The 21,369-nt window shown below is 65.1% G+C and carries 18 protein-coding genes; 16 read left to right on the plus strand and 2 right to left on the minus strand.

Features of this window, described 5'->3' with window-relative positions; all coding sequences use genetic code 11:
- Positions 1 to 196 precede the first annotated feature (196 nt).
- The 5 genes from ACSSVZ_RS06730 (at position 197) to ACSSVZ_RS06750 (ending at position 8,329) form a co-directional block, all read left to right on the plus strand.
- Positions 197 to 1,936, plus strand: a complete 1,740-nt coding sequence (locus ACSSVZ_RS06730; protein ID WP_453969025.1) for a relaxase/mobilization nuclease domain-containing protein — start codon at positions 197 to 199, stop codon at positions 1,934 to 1,936.
- Positions 1,937 to 1,960: 24 nt separating this feature from the next.
- Positions 1,961 to 3,940 carry a conjugal transfer protein TraG gene (locus tag ACSSVZ_RS06735; RefSeq protein WP_453969026.1) on the plus strand — a complete coding sequence of 660 codons (1,980 nt, stop codon included), beginning with the start codon at positions 1,961 to 1,963 and terminating at the stop codon, positions 3,938 to 3,940.
- A 5-nt stretch (positions 3,941 to 3,945) separates the two neighbouring features.
- Positions 3,946 to 4,374: a CopG family transcriptional regulator gene (locus ACSSVZ_RS06740; protein WP_453969299.1), complete on the plus strand. Its 429-nt coding sequence runs from the start codon at positions 3,946 to 3,948 to the stop codon at positions 4,372 to 4,374.
- A gap of 128 nt (positions 4,375 to 4,502) precedes the next feature.
- Positions 4,503 to 7,154: an ATP-binding protein gene (locus ACSSVZ_RS06745; RefSeq protein ID WP_453969027.1), complete on the plus strand. Its 2,652-nt coding sequence runs from the start codon at positions 4,503 to 4,505 to the stop codon at positions 7,152 to 7,154.
- A complete protein-coding gene (locus ACSSVZ_RS06750) occupies positions 7,151 to 8,329 on the plus strand; it encodes a hypothetical protein (RefSeq protein ID WP_453969028.1) in 1,179 nt (392 codons plus the stop codon). Before ACSSVZ_RS06745 ends, ACSSVZ_RS06750 begins: the two co-directional genes overlap by 4 nt.
- 282 nt (positions 8,330 to 8,611) lie before the next feature.
- On the opposite strand, the gene ACSSVZ_RS06755 is transcribed toward ACSSVZ_RS06750, so the two are convergent.
- Positions 8,612 to 10,459, minus strand: coding sequence for a Z1 domain-containing protein (locus ACSSVZ_RS06755; protein ID WP_453969029.1), 1,848 nt, complete (start codon positions 10,457 to 10,459; stop codon positions 8,612 to 8,614).
- Positions 10,460 to 10,900: 441 nt separating this feature from the next.
- Between ACSSVZ_RS06755 and trbB the strand changes: the two genes are divergently transcribed.
- Genes trbB through ACSSVZ_RS06810 form a run of 11 tightly spaced genes read left to right on the plus strand, consistent with a single transcriptional unit; the run spans position 10,901 to position 20,476 of the window.
- On the plus strand, positions 10,901 to 11,887 hold the full coding sequence (trbB, locus tag ACSSVZ_RS06760) for a P-type conjugative transfer ATPase TrbB (RefSeq protein ID WP_453969030.1): 987 nt from the start codon (positions 10,901 to 10,903) through the stop codon (positions 11,885 to 11,887).
- 29 nt (positions 11,888 to 11,916) lie between these two features.
- Positions 11,917 to 12,216, plus strand: a complete 300-nt coding sequence (locus tag ACSSVZ_RS06765) for a TrbC/VirB2 family protein (protein ID WP_229646956.1) — start codon at positions 11,917 to 11,919, stop codon at positions 12,214 to 12,216.
- Positions 12,216 to 12,488, plus strand: coding sequence for a VirB3 family type IV secretion system protein (locus ACSSVZ_RS06770; RefSeq protein ID WP_453969031.1), 273 nt, complete (start codon positions 12,216 to 12,218; stop codon positions 12,486 to 12,488). Before ACSSVZ_RS06765 ends, ACSSVZ_RS06770 begins: the two co-directional genes overlap by 1 nt.
- 12 nt (positions 12,489 to 12,500) lie before the next feature.
- Complete coding sequence (trbE, locus tag ACSSVZ_RS06775) at positions 12,501 to 14,930, plus strand: conjugal transfer protein TrbE (RefSeq protein WP_453969032.1); 2,430 nt, start codon at positions 12,501 to 12,503, stop codon at positions 14,928 to 14,930.
- Positions 14,927 to 15,661: a P-type conjugative transfer protein TrbJ gene (trbJ, locus tag ACSSVZ_RS06780; protein WP_453969033.1), complete on the plus strand. Its 735-nt coding sequence runs from the start codon at positions 14,927 to 14,929 to the stop codon at positions 15,659 to 15,661. Before trbE ends, trbJ begins: the two co-directional genes overlap by 4 nt.
- Positions 15,662 to 15,670: 9 nt before the next feature.
- Complete coding sequence (gene trbK-alt, locus ACSSVZ_RS06785; RefSeq protein WP_453969034.1) at positions 15,671 to 15,931, plus strand: putative entry exclusion protein TrbK-alt; 261 nt, start codon at positions 15,671 to 15,673, stop codon at positions 15,929 to 15,931.
- Entirely contained in the window at positions 15,928 to 17,208 is a 1,281-nt protein-coding gene (trbL, locus tag ACSSVZ_RS06790; protein ID WP_453969035.1) for a P-type conjugative transfer protein TrbL, read from the plus strand. The genes trbK-alt and trbL overlap by 4 nt, the downstream gene beginning before the upstream one ends.
- Positions 17,205 to 17,894: a conjugal transfer protein TrbF gene (gene trbF / locus ACSSVZ_RS06795; protein ID WP_453969036.1), complete on the plus strand. Its 690-nt coding sequence runs from the start codon at positions 17,205 to 17,207 to the stop codon at positions 17,892 to 17,894. The genes trbL and trbF overlap by 4 nt, the downstream gene beginning before the upstream one ends.
- Positions 17,891 to 18,943, plus strand: a complete 1,053-nt coding sequence (gene trbG, locus ACSSVZ_RS06800; protein ID WP_453969037.1) for a P-type conjugative transfer protein TrbG — start codon at positions 17,891 to 17,893, stop codon at positions 18,941 to 18,943. Before trbF ends, trbG begins: the two co-directional genes overlap by 4 nt.
- Positions 18,940 to 20,187 carry a TrbI/VirB10 family protein gene (locus tag ACSSVZ_RS06805; RefSeq protein ID WP_453969038.1) on the plus strand — a complete coding sequence of 416 codons (1,248 nt, stop codon included), beginning with the start codon at positions 18,940 to 18,942 and terminating at the stop codon, positions 20,185 to 20,187. The genes trbG and ACSSVZ_RS06805 overlap by 4 nt, the downstream gene beginning before the upstream one ends.
- A gap of 1 nt (position 20,188) precedes the next feature.
- On the plus strand, positions 20,189 to 20,476 hold the full coding sequence (locus tag ACSSVZ_RS06810; protein ID WP_394036875.1) for a DUF2274 domain-containing protein: 288 nt from the start codon (positions 20,189 to 20,191) through the stop codon (positions 20,474 to 20,476).
- On the opposite strand, the gene ACSSVZ_RS06815 is transcribed toward ACSSVZ_RS06810, so the two are convergent.
- Positions 20,361 to 21,344: a LysR family transcriptional regulator gene (locus tag ACSSVZ_RS06815; RefSeq protein WP_453969039.1), complete on the minus strand. Its 984-nt coding sequence runs from the start codon at positions 21,342 to 21,344 to the stop codon at positions 20,361 to 20,363. The two genes, ACSSVZ_RS06810 and ACSSVZ_RS06815, sit on opposite strands and share 116 nt — an antisense overlap.
- Between the last annotated feature and the right edge of the window lie 25 nt (positions 21,345 to 21,369).

The following is a 21,369-nucleotide window of genomic DNA, read 5'->3' on the forward strand; positions in this document are numbered from 1 at the left end:
CGAAGGACGGGGCGGAAGGACTGGGAAACGACCGACCGATGGCGAGATAAAAGGGCGCAGGGTGCGCTGCGGTTGGGCGGTTGTTTCTATTGGGAAATTCGCGACCAAACACACATTGCGGCGTTGATCGGCAATGTGTGTCGAACACTTAAGCCGCTGCCACCGCAGGACTTCTCGCACCTTGCGGGGTCACGCCATGGCCGATGAGCGCGAGTTCCGTGTCAGGCCCGGCCGCATCCGATCCACCCGAGCGCAGCGGGCCCGGCCTTTCATCGCCCAGGCGCTCGCGGCCGCCCAGAAGGCCGGCGGGCACGTTTCTCGATCCGGACGCATCTCGCCGGGCGCGCGCTCGCACTTCGGCCGCGGCCGGACGGCGAGCGTCGTCGCCAACCGTCTGCTCACTGGGCGTTCGCGTGTCGTGGTCATCAAGACCCGTGTGGTGCGGCATACGGCGCGGGCCACGCCGCTCGTCGCGCACCTGAGTTATCTGCGGCGAGAGGGGGTGACCCGGGACGGAGAGAAGGTGCGCCTGTTCGGGCCGGGCGCCGAGGAGGGGGACAGCCGCGCCTTCGCGGAGCGCTGCGCCGACGATCGGCATCATTTCCGGTTCATCGTTTCGCCCGAGGACGCGGCGGACATAGCCGACCTCCGGTCGTTCGCCCGCGACCTCGTCGGTCAGATGGAGAAGGACCTCGGCACAAAGCTCGACTGGGTCGGCGTCGACCACTGGAACACCGACAATCCCCACCTGCACATTCTGGTGCGGGGCCGGACCGATGACGGCCAGGACCTCGTCATCTCCCGCGACTACATCAAGGAGGGCATGCGCGCTCGCGCGCAGGATCTGGTCACGCAGGAGCTGGGCCCGCGCGCCGACCTCGACATCCACCGCGCCGTCGAGCGACAGGTGGAGGCGGAGGGCTGGACCCATCTCGATCGCCAGTTGGTTCGCGATCAGCGCGAGGCCGGTGTCATTGACGTGGCGCATAACGCCGATGGCGGGCCGGATGCCTTCCTTCCGTTGAAGGTGGGCCGGCTGCGCAAGCTCGAGACCCTCGGCCTCGCGGACGAGATCGGCCCCGGCCAATGGGTCATCGACGAGAAGGCTGAGGCGACACTGCGCGCTCTCGGCGACCGCGGCGACATCATCAAGCGGATACACCGGGCACTCACCGCCCAGGGGATCGAGCGAGGCCCCGCAAGCTATGTGCTTGCCGGCGAGGCCCTGGACGCGCCTGTCATCGGCCGTCTCGTCGATCGTGGTCTCGATGATGAATTGAAGGGCACCGCCTATGCTGTGGTGGATGGCGTCGACGGCCGCACTCACCACCTCCGGCTGCCCGACCTCGATGCGGCGGGCGACGGCGGTCCCGGCTCCATCGTCGAGCTCAGGCGGTTCGAGGATGGACGTGGCCAACAGCGGATTGCACTGGCCGTCCGCTCCGATCTAAACATCGATCAGCAGGTTACGGCATCGGGCGCCACATGGCTTGATCGTCAGGCGCTTTCCCGAGCGCCGGCATCCCTCTCCGAAGGCGGCTTCGGGGCCGAGGTGAGCGATGCCATGGAGCGTCGCGCCGACCACCTGATCCGGGAGGGGCTCGCCGAGCGGCAGGGCCAGCGCGTCGCCTTCGCCCGTGACCTGATCGAGACATTGCGCCGGCGAGAGGTGGAGGCATTGGGCGAGAAGCTCGCCGCCGAGACTGGGCAGCCGTTCAATCGGTCAGGAACGGGAGACTATGTCTCCGGCACCTACCGCCAGCGCTTCGCGCTCGCCTCTGGCCGCTTTGCCATGATCGACGATGGATTGGGCTTCCAGCTCGTGCCTTGGTCACCGTCCCTGGAGAAGCACCTCGGCAAGCACCTCTCGGGTGTCGCCCGCGCCGATGGCGGCATCGACTGGTCCTTCGGCCGCCAGCGTGGCCTCGGTCTCTGACACCCAACATCGCTGGAGCTCCGCATGTCCGCGACCAAGATCCTTTGGGGCCAGATCCTCCTGGTCCTGGCCATCGTGCTGGCCACCACCTGGAGCGCCACCCAGTTCGTGGCGTGGCGCTTGGGCTTCCAGGACCAGCTCGGCCCGCCCTGGTTCCTGCTGGGCGCCTGGCCCGTCTATCCCCCGCCGGCCTTCTTCTGGTGGTGGTATTTCTACGACGCCTATGCGCCGGAGATCTTCACAGAAGGCGCCTTCATCGCCGCCTCGGGCGGGTTCCTATCCATCGCCGCCGCCATCGGGCTCTCGGTCTGGCGGGCGCGGGAAGCAAGGCGCGTCGAGACCTATGGCTCCGCCCGCTGGGCCGAGCCCGAGGAGATCCGCGCGGCCGGGCTGCTCGGTCCCGACGGCGTGGTGCTGGGGCGCCAGGGAGGGGACTATCTGCGCCATGATGGACCCGAGCACGTCCTGTGCTTCGCACCCACCCGGTCCGGCAAGGGCGTCGGCCTCGTCGTCCCCTCGCTCCTCACCTGGCCCGGCTCGGCCATCGTCCACGACATCAAGGGCGAGAACTGGCAGCTCACTGCCGGCTTCCGGGCGCGGCACGGGCGTGTGTTGCTGTTCGACCCCACCAACGTGAAATCGGCCGCTTACAATCCGCTGCTGGAGGTCCGACGCGGGGAGTGGGAGGTGCGCGACGTCCAGAACATTGCCGACATCCTGGTGGACCCCGAGGGCTCGCTGGAAAAGCGCAACCACTGGGAGAAGACCAGCCACGCTCTGCTCGTCGGCGCCATTCTTCATGTCCTTTATGCCGAAAGGGACAAGACCCTCGCCGGCGTCGCCGTCTTCCTCTCCGACCCCAGGCGCCCCATCGAGGCGACACTCGCCGCCATGATGATGACGCCGCACCTCGGCGAGGGGGGTCCCCACCCGGTGATCGCCAGCGCGGCACGGGAGCTCCTCAACAAGTCCGAGAACGAGCGCTCTGGCGTCCTTTCCACCGCCATGTCCTTCCTCGGGCTCTACCGCGATCCGGTGGTCGCCGAGGTGACCCGGCGCTGCGACTGGCGCATCGCCGACCTTGTAGCGCACCGGCAGCCGACCACCCTCTATCTCGTCGTGCCGCCCTCGGACATCAACCGCACCAAGCCGCTCATTCGCCTGATCCTCAACCAGGTGGGGCGCCGGCTCACCGAGGATCTGCAGGCGAAAGCCGGTCGCCACCGGCTCCTCCTGATGCTGGACGAGTTTCCGGCGCTCGGACGGCTCGATTTCTTCGAGAGTGCGCTCGCGTTCATGGCGGGCTACGAGCTCAAGAGCTTCCTGATCGCGCAGAGCCTGAACCAGATCGAGAAGGCCTATGGCCCGAACAACTCGATCCTCGACAACTGCCATGTGCGGGTGAGCTTCGCCACCAATGACGAGCGCACCGCCAAGCGCGTCTCCGACGCCCTCGGCACCGCCACCGAGATGAAGGCCATGAAGAACTATGCCGGGCACCGGCTCTCGCCTTGGCTCGGGCACCTCATGGTCTCGCGGTCGGAGACGGCACGCCCGCTCCTCACGCCGGGCGAGGTGATGCAGCTGCCGCCCGCTGACGAGATCGTCATGGTGGCAGGCACCCCGCCGATCCGGGCGAAGAAGGCGCGGTACTATGAGGATGCGCGCCTCGGAGAGCGGATCTTGTCGCCACCTCTGCTTGCAGAACCCACCGAGCAGCGCGCCGACGACTGGACCGTCCTTCCGCTGCCCGCACCGTCGCAGCTGAGCCTGATGGTGCAGGGAAGGGATGATGAGGATACGACCGGGTCAGAGCGCCGACAGCAGCCGGAGCTGGCTCGGGTGGTTCCGGTCGAGGAGCTGGCATTACCGCAGAACGAATTCGAGATCGACCTCGCGGATGAGAGTGAGGACGACCTCGCCAGAAACAGCCGCATGACGCGCGTCATGCAGGGTGTGGCGCGTCAGGTCTCGCTCGACCCCCGCGACGGCATGGAGCTGTGACGGCGATGGCCCCACGTAAGAAGAAGGCGCAGATCACTGTCTATCTCGATCCGGACACCATGGCGTTGCTCGCAGATTATGCCGCGCGCCGGGACCAGCCTCAGTCGCTGATCGCGGAGGCTGCCATCGCATCGTTCCTGTCTCCCGACGCAGCCGAGCGGCGCGAGGCCGCGATCGCCAAGCGCCTGGATCAGCTGGACAGACGGATGACGCGGATGGAGCGCGACGTCGGCATCTCGGTCGAGACGCTGGCCGTGTTCATCCGCTTCTGGCTCGCTACGACGCCGGCACTGCCCGAACCCGCGGCACAGGCAGCCAGGGCCAAGGCGGGGGAACGCTATGAGGCCTTCATCGTCGCGCTCGGTCGGCGCCTCGCGAAGGGACCGAAGCTCGTTCAGGAGGTCACGGAGGAGCAAGCCGCTCCTACACCGTGACAATGAGCACTGTGCATCAGATGCAACCATTCGGGCGTAGCCGGAATGCGAACGTTATTCCGTGCGTTCAGCGTAGCTTGTGGGTATATGGTTACGATGGGTTTCGACAACGTCAGCGCAGAATCAGCATGGGTAAAAAAAAATCGGGGAACGCGACGGTCGTAGCCGTCGAAGCCGTCGGCCGAGCTACCACGGAAATCCCGGTCGAGATCAGCACCCGCTTCCTCGAGCACTTCAGCGAACAGCTCTACTCGTCGCCACAGAAAGCCTTCGAGGAATTGATCTCTAACGGCTGGGACGCAGGCGCGGACTATGTTGAGATTCGTATCCCAGCTGACTTGTCCGCCGCTGACGCGACGATGGCGGTGCTCGACAACGGCTCATCCATGGACGAGCAGGGCCTGCGCGACCTCTGGCATATCGCCTTCTCGCCCAAGCGGGACCAACCCGAACAGCACGGTCGTCGGGTGGTTGGCAAATTCGGGATAGGCAAGCTTGCGACCTATGTGCTTGCGAGCCGACTCACGTACATCTGCAAGGCTGCTGACGGGATTATCCGCCGGGTCACCATGGATTATGGCCAGGTAGACCGGACCGCGGCCGCAGACAAGCTCATCAGCGAACTGACTCTCGACCTTTATGAAGTCAGGGAGTCGGAACTCGAGACGGCGATCGGCTCTGTCGCCTATGGTCCTGACCTGTTGAAGATCATCGCCGAAGGGGTCCAACTCGATCCTGGAGCCGCGGCAGCAGATGACGATTTCGGTGCACCAGCGTCGATCCTGAAGCGGCAGAGCAGAGGTACGTGGACCCTTGTGATCCTGTCGGGGCTGAAACCCACCGGTCGTGAACTCAAAGTGGGCGTCCTGCGTCGGATGCTCGAGGCCGCCCTGCCGCTGAGTAGCGAGATGGTCATTCGCATCAATGGAGAAGCGCTGAACTCCACGAAGCTCGCCGCTGGTGTCGCGCGTGAATGGAGCATCGGTCCGGATCTTAAGCTCGACGAATTGAATCTCGACAACGCGGAAGAGCCGGACGACGCTGCGCCGGCCACCACTTCCACCCAGGCTGGTTCAACCGTCAAGGTAACATCCGGCCTCTCCCCTCATCCCTATATCGACCTGCCTAGTATCGGGCGGGTGACCGGGCGGATCCGCCTCTACGACGAGAAAATCAGTGGGGGAAAGGCAGAGGACCGTGGTGTCTCAAACGGGTTCTTCGTGAATGTGCTCGGCCGTGTTGTCAATCAGTCGGACCCGAGCTTCGGCGCTGAAAATCTGAGCCACGCGGCCTGGGCGCGGTTCCGTATGACCGTGCGTGCCGACGGGCTGAACCCCTACCTGAACACCAATCGTGAGCAGTTTCGCGAGCAGCGCGCACTGCACGTTTTCCGGGCGTTTCTGCGCAAGGCCTTCAACATTGCACGGTCGGCCTATGACAGCGATAGCAATGCCGAGATGCCCGATGGCGGTGACGTCCTGGTACGATCGCTGGGCGTCGTGTCGCTGGCACCACTGCGCAGCGCCGTCTCCGAGGCGCTGCGCACCCAACCGCCCATCCCGGGGCTTTTTGACGAAACGGGGATCTCCGACCGCGAACAGAAGCGTGAGGACTGGCGGAAAAATACCGCCGACCACATCCAGAACGCACTTGGCAAGGTAAAGTACGAGCGGTCGGACGACGACAGCTTTGTGCGGTTTAGGATTCAAGACAGCACCATTGTCGTCAACCGCGACCACCCGTTCGTCGCGGAGCACACCCGTACCAAGGCGGAGAAGGAGTTGGTGCGCACCATCGCCATGGTGAATCTACTGACCGACGTCTATGCCTTGGAAAGCGGTATCGACCCGGCCAAAGTGGAGAGCATGCGTGATTATCGGGACCAACTCATGCGGTTTCGGGCGTTGCAGCGCAGGCAATCGGGCACACACATAGCCAAGCTATTGCTTGGGACACAGCACAAGAGCGGCGCCAGCAAGGAGCTCGAGACCGTCGTCGCCGACGCTCTGCGCTACCTGGGATTTTCCGTGAAGGAACTGGCCAAGCCTGGCCAACCCGAGGGCGTCGCTAGCGCCTACGCTTTCTCGGCACCGCAGCAGCCGGAGCCGACGGAAGAGGAGCCGGAGCCACCGCTCTACAAATTTACCTACGACGCCAAGTCCTCGAAGCACCTGACCGCGAAGACCGGCAACATCTCCCTGGACGGTGTACAGGAGCACCGCAAACGGTATGGTGCCCAATACGCGCTGGTCGTGGCGCCCGGTTTCGAGGAAGGAGCCCTCACCGTCCGCTGTGAGCAGGTGGGCGTGACACCCATGCGAGCCGCCGATCTCGGCAAGCTCCTTGAGTACACCGTGACTTATGGCGCCATCTCGCTGGATGTTCTGGAGGCGATGTTCAAGCTCCGTGATCCCAAGGTGGTGACCGCCTGGGTCGAAGCGCTTGAAGGGAAGCTGAAAAGCAAGCGCAAGCTGACGATCGACGTGTTCCTGAAGGCTCTGGAGCACCTGCGCGGTAAGGTGCCGGACGCTCTGCAGGCGTCTCTGGTATCTTACACCTGCCGTAGTCAACTGGGCGTACCCACCGTCCGCGACGAAGATGTCATTCGGCTGGTTCGGGGGCTCCAAATCCTGATCCCAGACCTGGTCGGCCTAGACGACAACGAGCGCATCATAGTCAACGCTAGCGCCGAGCGGGTGGCGGCGGCTGTCGAGAAGCAACTCGACAACTTGCACGCCGACGTTGACGCTGATGCCGTCCTGGGGGATGCGCAACAATGAATGCCACTATTCACCCATTTCCGGCACGGATGGCCCCGGAGCTGGCGTTGCAGGCGCTTGAGCAGGTCGCCGACGGCGGTGTGGTGGTGGATCCCATGATGGGCTCCGGCACGGTCATCCGTCAGGCTAGCGACCTTGGCCTGCAGGCGATCGGTTTCGATCTGGACCCGCTGGCGGTCCTGATGTCGCGGGTCTGGACGACGCGCGTACAGGACGATCGGATCGGAAGTCTCTACGCCGAAGCCGCGAAGATGGCGCTCGCCACCAACCCGGACGATGTCGAATTGCCCTGGATCGATCGCGACGAGGAGACCCGCAACTTCATCGCCTACTGGTTCGGTAAGCCCCAAGTGTCCGACCTCCGGTGCTGGGCAGCCGCCCTGCAGAAGCTTTCCGACGGCGCCACGGCGGAGGACACTCCGGCGCTGGATGTCATCCGAATCGCCTTGAGTCGAATTATCGTTACCAAGGAGCAGTGCGCCAGCCTCGCCCGCGATACCTCGCATAGTCGCCCGCACCGGGTGGCGCTGCAGTCCAACTATTGCGTCAACCAGGGCCTTGAACGATCGTTGAAGATAGTCCGCAAACGCCTTCTCGCCGCGCCGCCTGCCGGTAGTGCCGTAGTGGGGCTCGGCGACGCCCGGTCCCTGACCCTTGCTGACCACACTGCAGACGCCGTTCTGACCTCGCCGCCCTATCTGAATGCCATCGATTACATGCGCGGGCATCGGCTTTCGCTCGTCTGGCTGGGTCATCGCCTGAGCGAGTTGCGAACCATTCGCTCGACGAGCATAGGAGCTGAACGCGGTCCGGAGGTCGGCAATCCTGCGCACGAAGAGGTTCGCGCGGCGCTGGGTGATCTAGCGGCGCTGCCGAGGCGGCACCTCGCTATGGTGGACCGCTACGTCACTGACGTGATGACGCTCTCGGGCGAGATCCGCCGCATATTGAAGCCGGGCGGCACGACGACGCTCGTGGTCGGAAACTCGTGCCTGAAGGGCGTATTCATTGAGAACTCGGCAGCGGTGTCCAAGGCGCTTGAGTTGCAGGGGATGACCTTCGTCGAGCAGTCGGTTCGGCTCCTACCGGCCCAGAATCGATATCTGCCGACGAACGAAGGGAGTTCCTTGGCCAAGCGCATGCGGGAGGAAACCGTTCTGAAATGGGCGGCCTAGACGCGAGTTCCTGTGACACATCATGGACCGACCAGGCCGATGCACTTGGTGTGGATCGAATGCGTGCCGAGGCATTACTGATGGGGCACTTTGCACAACCCGCTGACCTATTTCCGTCAACTTAACGACAACGTTACCTTAACCGACAAATGGTCGACACCGGCGAGCCGACGACGAAGTTTCTGGTCGCCGACGCGACACGGTACTGGGAACATGCACCGGATCCTGGCGCTACCGCTGTTCCGCCCAGGTGCGCAGCGCGGCCCCGCGCCGCTGAACTGGTCAGGCGGCGAATGAGAAGGCGAGGTTCTGGATGAATTGCAGGCTGCCCTGGTTCTTGTAGAAGAGGCGTGCACGTCCTTCCGCGTTGTAGAAGATCTTCACATGGTGGACGGCGGTCGGGAATTTCTTCGGCTCCAGCTGTGACTTACCCATGAAGCCGCGGGCGCGGGAGATCGCCACGTGGTTGGCACTGGCCCCGTAACTGGCGATGGACGAGGCATTGTGGATCGCTAGACCACCGCCACCACCGGCGAGTACCGCCTTGATGAACTCGATGAGAAAGCCAGGCAAGGCGTCGTTGCCGATTTGGTGGCGCAGCGCTGCGAGCGTCGCCGGATCGGTCGCGTTCTGCATGACCAGTTGGTCGAACTCCGGACTGAAGTCGAATAGCCCGAACGCCATCTCTCCCTTGTCCAGTGCCACCGTGGCCTTGTCGATGCTGGCGCCCGACGCCACGGACACTCGTCCGTCCCCCAGCCAGACGGGCGAGCCAAGGTTCTCCTTGATGGTCTCCAGCGCAAGGCGATGGAACACGAAGCACCGGTGCCAATCCGCGTACAACTGGGCAGGAATGGTCAACTCGAAATGCTCAAGGTAGTTTCCCCGGGCCCCGAACATGCGTGCACGCTGGATGTAAGTGTCTTGCTGCAGTCTGTGCCGAACGTCGCGGGTGAAGAACATTGCCAGCAGATTGGGAAAGGTCACGCCCCGAGAGACGATGTTGCCGCCGATGATAATGCTGAACGGCGAAGACGGATCGGTCGCGTTGTCGCCGGCCGCCTTGCGATCCCGCTCGCTGTTCAAGACCGTCAGTGTCGCCCGCGACGCGTTCGCAACCACATAGCCGGTGAGATTGTCAGGGTTTGCCTTAGGGTAGAGCTTTTCGGCTGTCGCGAGCACCCGCGCGACTAGGGCGGCGAACGCTGGGCTCTCCGGCTTGGTCAGGGCCAGTACCGCGTCTTCGATCGTTGCCCGATCGGCCTCGTGGTCGATCTTCTTTCCGCTGGTGTGGACCAACATCGTATAGTTCTGTTCGGTCGCGTTCACCTTTTCGTTGAGATAGGCGGCGGTGACCAGGAATCGGACCAGGGCATCCCGAGCCTCCTGCGAATTGCCGCCCTGTGACAGGCATGTCAAGCGATAGAGAGGCTGCTTGTTGAGCGGGAAAAAGGTGTCCTGACCGGTGTACTTTCCATGCGGTGGGAAATTAACCCACTGCTCGGTACTGTTTTGGAATGTATTGTTAAGGTCCAGCCGCGCCGGCGTGGCCGTGACGCCGATGTAGTAGCCGTTTCCCCCGATCAACTGGCCCACCAGGTCGTTAATCGGGGTTTTGATGCCCTGATTGACCTTGGAGTTTGGCGTTGCGTAGTCGGCCTCGTCGTCGATCACTACGATTGGGCCGGCCCCCGACAGGCGGGTAATCAGCTTCTCCAGGTCACGTCCGTTTTTCTTGCAGAAGACGATCAGTTCCTCGGGCGTTTGGTCTTTCCCAGTTTGCTGCAACTCGGTGGCGGTGCGCGGCGCAGGCGCCAGACCGGAGGTCTTGAAGCGCCGTAAGTTCTGCGACAGCAGATCGACACTGTCGTTCATCAGGTGGACGATGACCTTGTGGCCCTGATCCAGCAGCTTGGCCGTTAGGCAGATCATCATCTCAGTCTTTCCGCTCTGCGGCTCGCCATAGATAACCAATGCCGAGGTCTTGGCGGTCGTCATCTTGGCGATGGCAGCCTCGACCGCGCTCTCGACGCAGTCGGTTTGCACCCCGGCAAGTTTCAGGCGCTGTAGCTGTTTGGGGTAGCGGTCTTTCAGCTTTGCCTCGTCCTTGAACTTCTCGATATCGAACACACCCGGACCTCAGAATCGACCTAGGATGCGAGATCATGCGCTGCGGGACTAAGTCGCGCCAGTGTGGCGCAGGCCCCCCCGCGAGCTGACTGTCCACAGGCAGTTGAAAAATCGATGCTGGCCGGCGGGGGACCGAGCCGGGCTGGTGCCCGAAAGCGGACTCTCTGAAAGTCGCCTATGGGTCATTCCCACTATTTGAACCGGCCCGCTAATGCCCATTGGTCTCAAGCAGCAACAGCCTGTGCTCTCGTCGTCCGCTATGTCCTCTGCTCCGAGCCTCTTCGCTCCTCAGGTACAATAGCAGCACCCCGCCGTTCTCAAGTATCTGCACGCCAGACCGCGACGCCCGCATTGGCTTGTTGAATCCTCCCAATTTCCCCCTCTTTTAATCATCCCCGTCCGGGGCGCGTCTGCGTCGTCCCCGACAAGCGCGGGGATGGGATGGCGACTTCACCTCACAGTTCGGAAAGCCTGACGCGGGGCATGCGCATGCTGCGCTCCGCGCTTGGCCCCGTGATCTCCCGCCTCCTAGAGGACCCTACCGTCGTCGAGGTCATGCTCAACCCGGACGGATGCCTCTGGATCGACCGGCTGTCGGACGGGCTCAGCGCCACGGGCGAGCGATTGGCCCCTGCGGACGGCGAGCGTATCGTCCGCCTCGTTGCGCACCACATCGGCGCCGAGGTCCATGCCGGCGCGCCGCGGGTGTCAGCTGAGCTGCCCGGGACGGGAGAGCGGTTCGAGGGCCTGCTCCCGCCCGTCGTGGCCTCCCCGACCTTCGCGATCCGCAAACCGGCCGTCGCCGTCTTCACGCTCGACGACTACGTGGTCGCCGGTATCATGTCGGAGCTTCATGCGGAAGCTCTTCGCCAGGGTGTTGCCTCCCGCGCCAACATCCTGGTGGCCGGCGGCACCTCCACCGGCAAGACCACGCTGACCAACGCTCTCCTCGCCGAGGTGGCAAAGACCTCCGATCGCGTCGTCCTCATCGAGGACACGCGGGAGCTCCAGTGCGCCGCCCCCAACCTTGTGGCCATGCGCACCAAGGACGGCGTTGCCTCGCTCTCCGACCTCGTCCGCTCGTCGCTCCGCCTGCGGCCGGATCGCATCCCAATCGGCGAAGTGCGCGGCGCCGAGGCCCTGGACCTCCTGAAGGCCTGGGGCACAGGGCACCCCGGGGGCATCGGCACCATTCACGCGGGCAGCGCCATCGGGGCCCTGCGGCGTCTCGATCAACTCATCCAGGAAGCCGTCGTCACGGTCCCGCGCGCCCTGATCGCCGACACCATTGACCTCATCGCCGTGCTGTCGGGCCGGGGCTCCGCGCGCCGCCTCTCCGAGCTCTCGCACGTCGAAGGTCTCGGGCCCGACGGCGACTACCGCGTCCTCCCCATCACCGCTCCCTCCGAAGAAGGAACCTCCCCGTGACTTTCACACTCCCTCCGTTCTACCGCCGGCTGCTGAAGGCCGTGGCCGGCGCCACCGCCTGCGTGTGTGTTGTCTCCGCGGCCCACGCCTCCGGCTCCTCCATGCCATGGGAGACACCGCTGCAGTCGATCCTGGATTCGATCCAGGGGCCGGTCGCCAAGATCATCGCGGTGATCGTCATCATCTCCACCGGCCTCGCACTCGCCTTCGGCGACACCTCCGGCGGGTTTCGCCGGCTGATCCAGATCGTATTCGGCCTCTCCATCGCCTTCGCCGCATCGAGCTTCTTCCTGTCCTTCTTCTCCTTCAGCGGCGGAGCCCTGGTCTGATGCCGGGCGATCTCGGCGGGGTGCCAGGCTTCTCCGTCCCGGTCCACCGGGCCCTGAGCGAGCCGATCCTGCTCGGCGGCGCGCCGCGGGCGATCGCGATCTTCAACGGCACCCTCGCCGGCGCCGTCGGGCTGGGGCTGAGGCTCTGGCTCGTCGGCCTCGCCCTTTGGGCCGTCGGCCATCTCGCCGCCGTCTGGGCCGCCAAGCGCGATCCGCTCTTCGTGGACGTGGTGCGCCGCCATCTGCGCATCCCCTCCCATCTGTCGGTCTGAGGGGCGCGCACCATGATGAACCTCGCGGAGTACCGGCGTCACGCCAGCCGATTGGCGGATTTCCTGCCGTGGGCGGCACTGGTCGGCTCTGGCGTCGTCCTCAACAAGGACGGCAGCTTCCAGCGGACGGCTCGCTTCCGCGGGCCGGACCTTGATTCCGCGGTGCCGGCCGAGCTGGTGGCGGTGGCGGGTCGCCTCAACAGCGCCTTTCGCCGCCTCGGCTCCGGCTGGGCACTTTTTGTGGAGGCCCAGCGGCATGCGGCGGGCGCCTATCCCACGAGCGTCTTCCCCGATCCCGCCTCCGCGCTGGTCGAGGCCGAACGCAAGGCCGACTTCGCGGAAACCGGCAGCCACTTCGAATCCAGCTATTTCCTGACCTTCACCTGGCTCCCGCCGGTGGAGGATGCCGCGCGGGCCGAGAGCTGGCTCTATGAGGGCAGCGAGCGGAAAGGGCTCGATCCCCGTGAAGCTCTGGGCGGGTTCATTGATCGCACGGATCGCATTCTGCGGCTCGTCGAAGCCTTCATGCCCGAGTGCCGCTGGCTGGATGACGCCGACACGCTGACCTATCTGCACGGCTGTGTCTCGACACGGCGCCAGCGGGTCCGCGTTCCCGAGACGCCCATGTATCTCGACGCGCTGCTAGCCGACCAGCCGCTCACCGGCGGGCTCGAGCCCATGCTCGGGACCAAGCACCTGCGCATCCTCACCATCGTGGGCTTCCCGACGGCGACGACGCCCGGGATCCTCGACGATCTCAACCGGCTCGCCTTTCCCTATCGCTGGTCGACCCGGGCCATCCTCCTCGACAAGACCGATGCGACCCGGCTTCTCACGAAGATCCGCCGGCAGTGGTTCGCCAAGCGCAAGTCCATCGCCGCCATCCTGAAGGAGGTGATGACCAACGAAGCTTCGGTGCTGGTGGATTCGGATGCCGCCAACAAGGCGGAGGACGCCGACCTCGCTCTGCAGGAGCTCGGCGCCGACCATGCCGGCATCGCCTATGTCACGGCGACGGTGACGGTCTGGGACGCCGATCCCCGCATCGCCGACGAGAAGCTCCGGCTGGTGGAGAAGGTGATCCAGGGGCGCGACTTCACCGCCATGGTCGAGACCATCAATGCCGTGGACGCCTGGCTCGGCAGCTTGCCCGGGCACGTCTATGCCAATGTCCGCCAGCCGCCCATCTCCACCCTCAATCTCGCGCACATGATCCCGCTCTCGGCGGTCTGGGCGGGCGACCAGCAGGACGCGCATTTTGCGGCGCCACCATTGTTCTACGGTAAGATGGAGGGGTCGACCCCATTCCGCTTCTCGCTCCATGTGGGAGATGTAGGGCACACTCTGGTGGTGGGCCCGACCGGCGCCGGCAAGTCGGTGCTGCTGGCGCTCATGGCCCTGCAGTTCCGGCGCTATGCCGGATCCCAGGTGTTCGCCTTCGATTTCGGCGGCAGCATCCGAGCCGCGGCCCTCGCCATGGGTGGCGACTGGCATGATCTGGGCGGAAGCCTCGCCGAGGACAGCATCGCGCTCCAGCCGCTCGCCCGCGTGGATGAACTGCCTGAACGCACATGGGCGGCGGACTGGATCGTGGCGATCCTCACCCGGGAAGACGTCTCCGTCACCCCGGAGGTGAAGGAGCACATCTGGTCGGCGCTTTCCTCGCTCGCCTCCGCGCCCGTCGAAGAGCGCACCCTCACCGGCCTTGCCGTCCTGCTCCAATCCAATGCGCTGAAGCAGGCCCTGCGCCCGTATTGCATCGGTGGCGCCCATGGCCGGCTGCTCGACGCCGAGGCCGAGCACCTGGGGCAGGCGTCCGTCCAGGCCTTTGAGACCGAAGGACTGATCGGCACGAGCGTAGCGCCGGCCGTACTGTCCTATCTGTTCCACCGCATCGAGGATCGGCTCGACGGATCGCCCACCCTCCTGATCATCGATGAGGGATGGCTCGCCCTCGATGATCCGGGCTTCGCCGGCCAGCTGCGGGAATGGCTGAAGACCCTGCGCAAGAAGAACGCCAGCGTGGTGTTCGCCACCCAGTCCCTCTCGGACATCGATGGCTCGGCCATCGCCCCCGCCATTATCGAAAGCTGTCAGACCCGGCTGCTGCTCCCCAACGAGCGGGCTGTCGAGCCCCAGATCACGGCCATCTACCGACGCTTCGGCCTCAACGACCGGCAGATCGAGATCCTCGCGCGGGCAACGCCCAAGCGGGACTATTACTGCCAGTCCCGACGCGGCAACCGCCTGTTCGAGCTCGGGCTCTCGCAGGTGGCTCTCGCCTTGTGCGCCGCCGGGTCCAAGACCGATCAGGCTGCGCTCTCGCAGATCCTCGCCGAGCATGGGCGCGATGGTTTCCTCGCCGCCTGGCAGCGGCATCGCGGCCTCGGCTGGGCCGCCGACCTCATCCCCACCCTCGACCTTCTGGAGACACGCTCATGATCCGCTCGATGCTGCGGGCGGCGTTCGTCGCCGCGCCGCTCCTCATGTGCCCGCTCGCGCCCGCCGCAGCACAGGCCGTGGTCTTTGACCCCTCAAACTATACTCAGAACCTCCTCCAGGCGGCACGGGCGCTGCAGCAGGTCACCAACCAGATCACTTCGCTGCAGAACGAAGCGCAGATGCTGATCAACCAGGCCCGCAACCTCGCGAGCCTGCCGTACTCCTCCTTGAGTGCGCTCCAGCAGCCGGCCCAGCGGACCCAGCAGTTGCTCGGGGAAGCGCAGAAGATCACCTATGACGTCACCGCCATCGACCGGGCATTTCAGGGTCAGTACGGCTCGGTCTCCCTGAGTGCCACGGATGCCGCCCTGGTCGCCCAGGCCAAGACCCTCTGGCAGACCACAGTCGCGGGCCTTCAGGACGCCATGCGGGTGCAGGCCGGAGTCGTCGGCAATCTCGACACCAACCGCCAGCAGAACGCGACGTTGCTGGACCAGAGTCAGGCGGCGACCGGTGCGCTGCAGGCCATGCAGGCTGGCAACCAGCTCCAGGCGCTCCAGGCCCAGCAGTTGTCCGATCTCACTGCCGTGGTCGCCGCCAGCGGAAGGGCGCAGGCCCTGTCCGAAGCCGAGCAGGCGACCGCGGTGTCGGAGGGGCAGGAGCGCTACCGCCGCTTCTCCAACCGGTCGAGCTACCAGCCGTCTGCCGTCACCATGTTCCGTGGCAACTGAGGAGCCATCATGGATCAGGGCACCGCGCTCAGAACTCTCATGGTCGCGGCCGTGGTCGGCGCCGTGCTGGCGGCGCTGGCCACCGCAGCCGGCCGGCGAGCGGAGCCAAACGTCGTCGTGAGGGAGAAGGTGGCACCTGTCTCGTCGGCGGATCTCAAGGGCTGTGCCCAGATTGAGATCGCTGACCCCATCGACGCGCGCTGCGCCGCGATCTGGGAAGAGAGCCGTCGCCGCTTCTTCGGCAAGCCGGCCGAGGGAGGGACGCCATGAACGACGTGGGCGTCATCGACACCTTCCTCAACACCTTCACCACTTACATCGATTCCGGCTTCGGCCTGATCAAGGGCGAGGTGACGGGCCTCTCCTCCATGCTGATCGCCCTCGACATCACCCTTGCCGGTCTGTTCTGGGCCTGGGGCGCCGACGAGGACGTGATGCGCCGGCTGGTGAGGAAGACGCTCGCCATCGGCTTCTTCGCCTGGATCATCGGCAACTTCAACGGCCTTGCGAAGATCGTTTTCGAGAGCTTCGCCGGGCTCGGCCTCAAGGCCGGCGGGTCCGCCATCGGCACGGCGGAGTTCCTGCGCCCGGGGCGCCTCGCGGAAGTCGGGCTCGCCGCCGGCCAGCCGCTGCTGGATGCCGCAAGCCAGCTCACCGGGCCGGTGGCGATCTTCGTCAATGCCGTGCAGATCGCCGTGCTGCTGGTCTCATGGCTCCTAATCCTGATCGCCTTCTTCATCCTGGCGGTGCAGCTCTTCGTCACCCTCATCGAGTTCAAGCTGACGACGCTCGCCGGCTTTGTGCTCATCCCCTTCGCCTTCTTCGGCAAGACCGCCTTTCTTGCCGAGAAGGTGCTCGGCAACATTGTGGCGTCCGGCGTGAAGGTGATGGTGCTGGCGGTCATCGTCGGCATCGGCTCCGGGCTGTTCTCTGAGTTCACAACCTCCTATGGCGATGCCCAGCCGACCATCAGCCAGGCCCTGTCCGCCGTGCTGGCAGCACTGGCGCTCCTCGGTCTGGGCATCTTCGGACCCGGCATCGCCACCGGACTGATCACCGGCGCGCCACAGCTGGGCGCTGGCGCTGCCGTGGGGACCGGCCTTGCTGGGGGAGGTGCTGCGCTCGCGGGAGCCGGCGCGGCTGGCCTCGCGGTGCGAGGGGCAGGTGCTGCGCTCGCCGGAACAGCCGCTGCGGCTCGTGCTGGCGTGAGCCTCGCCGGAGGAGCCGCATCCGCGTACAGCGCGGGAGCTGCCGGTCAATCCGGGGTGTCCGGCGTCGCAGGAGGTCTGGGCGGAGTCGCACGCGCTGGGGCAGCGGCGGCAACCTCTCCTTTGCGCGGTTCAGCCGCCGCGTCGCCCGCCTCCGGAGCCGCTGCTACCGCGTCGAGCGCGCCGGCTTCTTCCGGTGATGTCCCTGATTGGGCCCAACGCATGCGGCGCTCCCAGCAGGTCGCCCACGGCATTCAGACCGTGACCCATGCGGTGCGGTCCGGCGACAGCCATGGCGGTGGCTCCTCCATCTCCCTCTCCGAAAGCGATCGATCATGACGCCCTTCAAGCGACCCTCGGTCCATTACGGCCGCTCTCCCGAGCCCGAGACGCCCTACCAGCGCGCGGCCCAGGTCTGGGACGATCGCATCGGCTCCGCCCGCGTCCAAGCGAAGAACTGGCGTCTGATGGCCTTCGGCTGCCTCGCCCTCTCGGCTGGCCTCTCCGGGGCCCTCGCGTGGCAGGCCCTCAGCGGCTCGGTGGTCCCGTGGGTGGTTCAGGTGGACAAGCTCGGTCAGGCACAGGCCGTAGCCCCGGCCGCGGCGGACTATCGTCCCTCCGATCCCCAGATCGCCTTCCACCTCGCCCGCTTCATCGACGAGGTGCGCAGCATCTCCGCCGATCCTGTCATCGTCCGGCAGAACTGGCTTAGGGCCTATGCCTATACGACGCAGGCCGGCGCCATCGCGCTCAATGACTATGCCCGCGCCAACGATCCCTTCGCCCGGGTCGGCAAGCAACAGGTGGCGGTGGAGGTCTCGAGCGTCATCCGCGCCTCGCCGGACTCCTTCCGCATTGCCTGGACCGAGCGCCGCTACCAGGACGGCAGCCTCGCCGACACCGCCCGCTGGAGCGCCATCCTCACCGTCGTGGTGCAGGCGCCGCGGGACGCCGAGCGCCTCCGCGCCAATCCGCTCGGGATCTACGTCAACGCCATCAACTGGTCGAAGGAGCTCGCACAATGACGACGACCATCCGCATATCCGGGAGGCCGGCGCGCCGTGTCCTCTCCTTTCCGGCTTTCCGTAAGTCCGGCTTGCCGCTTCTCCTCATTTGCACTTCCGCGCTCGCCGGCTGTGCCACCTTCGAGAAGCCGCCGGAGATCGAATATGACGATGCGCCGCCCGCCGTCTTCAAGGCCGAGCCGCCGGGGCCGGTGCGCATCGTCGAGCTGCCGAAGCCCTTGCCCCTGCCGGGCCAACTGAAGCCTGTGGGGAAGGACGGCAAGGCAGAACCGGAAGCGACCGACCCTGCAGCTCGCGTGAACCAGGCCAATGCCGCCGCGCGCGTGCAACCCGTCCGCAACGGCTTCATCAATTCCATGCAGGTCTATCCCTTCGTGGAGGGCGCCCTCTATCAGGTCTATGCCGCGCCCGGGCAGGTCACCGACATTGCCCTACAGCCCGGCGAGCAACTGGTGGGGGCGGGGCCCGTGGCCGCCGGCGACACGGTGCGCTGGATCATCGGCGATACGGAGAGCGGGGCAGCGGGCGGGAAGCAGGTCCACATCCTGGTGAAGCCCACGCGGCCGGACCTCACCACGAACCTCGTCATCAACACCAATCTGCGCACCTATCACATGGAGCTGCGCTCCACCGAGAAGACCTACATGGCCTCGGTCTCCTGGCAATACCCTCAGGATCAGCTCATCGCGCTGCGACGCCAGAATGCTGAGGCGGCAGTCGTGCAGCCCGTTGCCACCGGCATCGACCTCACCAAAGTGAACTTCCGCTATGAAATCACCGGTGACCGGGCGCCCTGGCGGCCGTTGCGGGCGTTCGACGATGGCCAGCAGGTATTCATCGAGTTTCCCAGGGGCATCGCCCAGGGCGAGATGCCGCCGCTGTTCGTGGTCGGTCCCCAGGGCGACACCTCCGAACTCGTGAACTATCGCGTGCGCGACAATTACATGATCGTCGACCGGCTGTTCGCCGCGGCCGAGCTGCGCTTCGGCGCCGACAAGGACCAGAAGCGCGTGCGCATTTCCCGCACCGACGGGAGGCCGGTTCTATGAGCGGCATCGAACCCGGGAAGGAGAAAGGGCCGGGACCGACAGGCGATGCCGACGCCCGGCCAATGACAGGGGAAGCTGTTGCGGCCATGCGGCTGCGGCCGGAGCCGCCACGGGTGACCCGCCTGTCGCGCAAGGTGCTGGCCGGACTGGGGCTGGTTGCCGGGCTCGGGATCGGCGGAGCCCTGATCTACGCCCTTCTGGCGCGCAAGGACCACGGGCCAGGACAGGAACTCTACGCCACCGATGTCAAGGCGACGCCGGACGGACTCGCTGGCTTGCCGAAGGACTACACCGGCATCCCCAAACTGGGGCCGCCGCTCCCAGGCGACCTCGGCCGGCCCATCCTCAATGCACAGACGGCAGCGCAGCCACCGATCCCGGCGATGGGAGGCATGCCCAATCCCGCTCTCAGCCCCGAGGAGCAGCGCCAGCTTCAAGAGAGCGAGGCGGCGCGGACCGGACGGCTGTTCGCCCAGACCAACACGCGGCCAGCTAGTCCTGTCGTGGCGCAACAGGTGAGCGCGGCGTCGGCAACGACGGCGACTCCTGTCCCGGATCTGACGTCCCTTGGCCTCGTTCCGTCGGCGGCGATACCGACGGCCCAGGAGCGGCAGGTGGCCTTCCTCAACCAGGCCGTGGACCGGCGCACCGTGTCCCCCGACCGCGTCGCGGCTCCGGCCTCGGCCAACATCCTGCAGGCGGGCGCCGTCATTCCAGCGGCGCTGATCACCGGCATCCGTTCGGACCTGCCGGGTCAGATCACCGCCCAGGTGACCGAGAACATCCATGACAGCCCGACCGGCCGGATCCTCCTGATCCCCCAGGGCACCCGCATCATCGGCCAGTACGACAACGGCGTCGGCTTCGGCCAGCGTCGGGTTCTCCTGGTCTGGAACCGGCTGATCTTCCCCAATGGCCGCTCCATCGTGCTGGAACGCCAGCCCGGTGCCGACGCCGAGGGCAATGCCGGGCTGGAGGACGGCGTGGATTACCATTGGGGCGAGCTATTCAAGGCGGCGGTCCTCTCCACCATCCTGAGCGTCGGGGCGAGCGCAGGGACATCCGGCAGCGACAGTGATCTCGTCAGCGCCCTGCGCGAAGGGGCGTCCGACAGCATCAGCCAGACCGGCCGGCAGATCGTCCAGCGCCAGCTCAACATTGCGCCGACACTGACCATCCGGCCGGGATTCCCGGTGCGGGTCATCGTTGCGCGCGACCTCGTTCTTGAACCCTACGGAGGCTGATATGACGAAGTTGAAGCTCGGCCAAATCCCCGACGACAAGCCGGTGAAGATATCGCTGGAGCTGCCCGCCAGCCTGCATCGCGACCTTGTCGCCTATGCTGAAATCCTCGGCCGCGAGAACAATCAGTTGCCGGCCGACCCATCTCGTCTGATTGTCCCGATGCTCGAGCGTTTCATGGCGACAGATCGCGGTTTCGCGAAGGCCCGGCGTTCGGCCCATCTGAATCGTGCGCGTGGGATATTGCATGGCTCGCTCCCGAGGAGCGAGCCATCGCTCGAGCAAGGCTGAGCAATGTCCGAAACGCGGGATTGTCGTTTTTCGGCGACCAGGCGGCATAGAACTGGAGCACCTCGCCGCGCAGAGACCGATAGGTCACGCCGGGGACCTTGACCAAATTTTCGGATTCTATGACCAACGTTATTCCGCGGCCGGACGCGACGAGATTGAGAAGCTTATATCGCCCAACCCGCTGAGCCTCGACACGCGGCTCGCATTCGACTTCCCGGATTTTGCGAATGACATAGTCTTGGATTCTCATCCCAGCCGCAGTGTCTCGGATAAGAATTTTCTCAGAACTGAGATCTCGCCACGTCAACGCGTCTTCGGCGGAAAGCGGATGGCCTTCGGGCAATGCCACAAGGACCTGTTCCGACCAAAGATAAGTCGTATCGCATCCCGGCCAATCGGCCAGTCCAATGACAAAAGCGATATCAAGCTGAAATTGGCGAATGGAATTGATGTGATCGTGTGCTTCGCCGTCGATGAAATCTATATGAACAGAGCTATATCTTGCATCATATATTCGAAATAAGTTCGACAGAAAACCAGATGAAAGTGACGAAAATAGCCCCACCTTGATGTATCCGTCCTCCGCACGACCAATGGCTGCCACCTCCGCTGCTCCGTCGCGAATGTGGTCCAACGCATGGCGGACCCGATGGAGGAAGCGTTGTCCTGCTATGGTCAGGTTGATCCCTCCAGGGTGTCGCAAGAACAGGGACGCGCCGACTTGATCCTCCATGTCCCGGATCCGCCGACTCACAGAGGACTCTTGCACACCAAGTGCCGTTGCAGCCTTCCGAAAGCTTCCATGCTCGGCTGCTGCGATGAAATATCGAAGATGGCGAATCTCTATTTCGATATTATCGTACGACATCGACATAATCTCCGTCATTAGTCTT

It is taken from the genome of Amorphus sp. MBR-141, from assembly GCF_053628695.1.

Excerpts from the sequence above, each read along its gene's own strand:
- trbF (WP_453969036.1), top strand. The coding sequence starts at position 17,205 with ATGACGCCCTTCAAGCGACCCTCGGTCCATTACGGCCGCTCTCCCGAG.
- ACSSVZ_RS06805 (WP_453969038.1), top strand. The coding sequence starts at position 18,940 with ATGAGCGGCATCGAACCCGGGAAGGAGAAAGGGCCGGGACCGACAGGC.
- ACSSVZ_RS06735 (WP_453969026.1), top strand. The coding sequence starts at position 1,961 with ATGTCCGCGACCAAGATCCTTTGGGGCCAGATCCTCCTGGTCCTGGCC.
- trbJ (WP_453969033.1), top strand. The coding sequence starts at position 14,927 with ATGATCCGCTCGATGCTGCGGGCGGCGTTCGTCGCCGCGCCGCTCCTC.
- trbK-alt (WP_453969034.1), top strand. The coding sequence starts at position 15,671 with ATGGATCAGGGCACCGCGCTCAGAACTCTCATGGTCGCGGCCGTGGTC.
- ACSSVZ_RS06750 (WP_453969028.1), top strand. The coding sequence starts at position 7,151 with ATGAATGCCACTATTCACCCATTTCCGGCACGGATGGCCCCGGAGCTG.
- ACSSVZ_RS06815 (WP_453969039.1), bottom strand. The coding sequence starts at position 21,344 with ATGTCGTACGATAATATCGAAATAGAGATTCGCCATCTTCGATATTTC.
- trbL (WP_453969035.1), top strand. The coding sequence starts at position 15,928 with ATGAACGACGTGGGCGTCATCGACACCTTCCTCAACACCTTCACCACT.
- trbE (WP_453969032.1), top strand. The coding sequence starts at position 12,501 with ATGATGAACCTCGCGGAGTACCGGCGTCACGCCAGCCGATTGGCGGAT.
- ACSSVZ_RS06770 (WP_453969031.1), top strand. The coding sequence starts at position 12,216 with ATGCCGGGCGATCTCGGCGGGGTGCCAGGCTTCTCCGTCCCGGTCCAC.
- trbG (WP_453969037.1), top strand. The coding sequence starts at position 17,891 with ATGACGACGACCATCCGCATATCCGGGAGGCCGGCGCGCCGTGTCCTC.
- ACSSVZ_RS06730 (WP_453969025.1), top strand. The coding sequence starts at position 197 with ATGGCCGATGAGCGCGAGTTCCGTGTCAGGCCCGGCCGCATCCGATCC.
- trbB (WP_453969030.1), top strand. The coding sequence starts at position 10,901 with ATGGCGACTTCACCTCACAGTTCGGAAAGCCTGACGCGGGGCATGCGC.
- ACSSVZ_RS06810 (WP_394036875.1), top strand. The coding sequence starts at position 20,189 with ATGACGAAGTTGAAGCTCGGCCAAATCCCCGACGACAAGCCGGTGAAG.
- ACSSVZ_RS06745 (WP_453969027.1), top strand. The coding sequence starts at position 4,503 with ATGGGTAAAAAAAAATCGGGGAACGCGACGGTCGTAGCCGTCGAAGCC.
- ACSSVZ_RS06740 (WP_453969299.1), top strand. The coding sequence starts at position 3,946 with ATGGCCCCACGTAAGAAGAAGGCGCAGATCACTGTCTATCTCGATCCG.